Annotated in this window: 3 protein-coding genes; 2 read left to right on the forward strand and 1 reads right to left on the reverse strand. The window is 69.0% G+C overall.

All coding sequences use genetic code 11. From position 1 onward, the window contains the following. The first annotated feature begins 481 nt into the window (after positions 1–481). A complete protein-coding gene (locus ACWDA7_RS52150; RefSeq protein ID WP_360992785.1) occupies positions 482–688 on the forward strand; it encodes a hypothetical protein in 207 nt (68 codons plus the stop codon). A 173-nt stretch (positions 689–861) separates the two neighbouring features. Then, entirely contained in the window at positions 862–1,038 is a 177-nt protein-coding gene (locus tag ACWDA7_RS52155; protein WP_450615166.1) for a DUF6221 family protein, read from the forward strand. Positions 1,039–1,238: 200 nt separating this feature from the next. Here the strand turns inward: ACWDA7_RS52155 and ACWDA7_RS52160 are convergent, their stop codons facing one another. Further along, positions 1,239–2,141, reverse strand: coding sequence for a Gfo/Idh/MocA family protein (locus ACWDA7_RS52160; RefSeq protein ID WP_450615168.1), 903 nt, complete (start codon positions 2,139–2,141; stop codon positions 1,239–1,241). Positions 2,142–2,293: the final 152 nt, after the last annotated feature.

Consider the following 2,293-nt stretch of genomic DNA (forward strand, 5'->3'; position numbering starts at 1 on the left):
CGTCGCCGCACTGCGCGACGGCCTGGCCGCGTGCATCATGTGCCGACCGGACCTCGAGCTCGGCGACTGGCGGCCGTCAGCCCTCGTAGATGTTGATCGTTACCTTCCCCACTTCCTGGTCCTGGCCTGAGATCGACACCTCAGCGTCGGATGCGGACCAGGTACCTCCCGCCACCAGTTGATGCAGCACGGAACGGGGGGATGCTGACGCTCACGTTGGTCGCGTCGTCCAGTCCGTCGGTCAACTCTACGAGTACAGGCTTGTTCATGCCGGGGGACGGTACATCCGGGGCGGCAGATTCGCATGCACACGGACAGGGACCGGCAACGGGCCCGGCGTACGCTGGCCGTGAGCCCTGGACGGGGCAGGCGTACCGGGCGGCCGTACACCGCCTGCGTTCGGGGTGGGCCGCGCGACCCGTGCGCCCGGGAGGGGTAGAACCCCGGCCCGCCCCCACAACGCCCCCGGGAGATGGCAGCCATGACCCGACGAGAGACCTACTGCGGCGGCCGCCTCGTCAAGGAGATCGACCAGATCGACGTCAGCACCTGGGAGGACGTGGCCCGATCCCGGCCGCCCCGCTTCGTCGACGGCGGTTACATCTGGTGGCTCGACGGCGAAGAGATCACCCCGGTCGAGGCGGAAGCCTTCCGCATCGTGTGGGACTCGCAGCCGCACACCACGTGACCGGCCGGTGAGGGAGGCCTGGGCGCCCGTGCCACGCCACCAGTTGGGCGCCCAGGCCGGCCTTTCGAGCAGGGGCGGACCTGCTCGAGCCGGGGGCACGGTCACGGCGCCACCGTCACCCAGGCCGTCGAGCGCCGACGCGTCTACCGGCGCAGTGAAAAAGAGTGAACGTCATGGATGACTTGATTCAGTGGCTGCGCGTCCAACTCGATGAGGACGTACGGATCGCCCGCGCGGCCACCGAGGGCCCTTGGTCCGTCAACGACGAGTCGATCATTACAGCGGACGGCACGGAGGTCGTCCCGGGCGGTCGGTCGGGTGGCGAGGCATCGGTGTTCGCGGACGCTTGACCCGGCCGGCCGTCCGCCCGGGGTATAGGACAGGTAGACAGAGCCCATCCCGCCCTCACCGATCCGCACGCGCAACAGGTAGCCGCCCACCTCGCGTGGATCGTCGGGCCGCCATCCATACCACGCCGACAAGCTGGATGCGGTTCCTTGGTCCCCTTGGGCGTGAAAAAGGTCCGGGCGCGTTGAATAGAACCCTTCCCTCAGTCACTTCCTTGCTGCGTGACCCCTTCGATGAGGGATTGCAAATACAGGCCGCGCTGAGCGTCGAGTTCGGTCGGTGTGTTGGTGCGTACGGCCGTGGCGAATTCGCGGCGCAGGGTGGGCCAGGCCTCCTCGTGGTCGATTGCGGCGGTGTCGTAGACCAGGGAGGGATCCGAACCGAAGAGTTCGACGCGGGTGACGGCGCGCGGCAAGTTGACGGAACCGGACAGGGAGGCCTGGCTGACGGCGCCGTTGGCGTGTTCGCACGTGAGCTCGATCCAGCGCCGGGGATCGCCCGTGCTGCGAATCATCGTGATGGGGCCGATCGCGGCATCCAGAAGGTCGAGGAGGTGGGGTCCCAGGTCGAGGAGCGCGCCGTGCTCCAGACGCCAGCCAGTGGCGAAGTCGCCGCCGAGGAAGGCACCGTGGAGATAGCAGGAGCGTGCACCGGCGATGTCCAGGGTGCGAGCAGTGTCGAGGAAAGCGCGGGTGGTGGGATGGTAGCGCTTGGTGAGGACGAGCTGCGAGATCACGCCGGCTTCGGCGATGACATCCGCCACGCGCTGCGCCGTGGGCAGGTCCGGGCCAAGAGGCTTCTCCAGCAGCAGTGCTTTTCCTCGCTTGGCCGCCAAGGGTGCCAGCTCGCCCTGGACGGCAGGCGGGACGGCGAAGGCCACGGCTTCGCAGTGGTCAAGGAGTTCATCGAAGTCGGCGGCAACGTGGGCCGCGTAGGGGGCTGCGGCCTGCTGGGCCGCTTCAGGACGACGGGCCCAGACCGCGGCAAGTCGGGTCTCGGGTCCCGCGGCAAGTATGCGGGCGTGCATGGCGCGGGCCCAGGGGCCGGCGCCGACGAGGCCGACCTCGACCGGTCGGTGTGTCCAGGGGGCAGGTTCTGTGGTCACGGTGTTCCTGTGGGTGTGCGGGGTTGCGCGGTCACGGCGCGAGGCGGCCCAGGCGGATGTCGGCGCGGTCGGGGGAGTAGAGGAACTCCACGACCATGGAGGCGGCTCCGATGACACCGGCGTGGTCGCCGAGCCGTGAGGTGACGACGTGG

It is taken from the genome of Streptomyces sp. NPDC001156 (assembly GCF_053598275.1).

Bases quoted from the DNA above. Each gene is read 5' to 3' on its own strand.
- ACWDA7_RS52150 (WP_360992785.1), top strand. From the start codon at position 482: ATGACCCGACGAGAGACCTACTGCGGCGGCCGCCTCGTCAAGGAGATC.
- ACWDA7_RS52155 (WP_450615166.1), top strand. From the start codon at position 862: ATGGATGACTTGATTCAGTGGCTGCGCGTCCAACTCGATGAGGACGTA.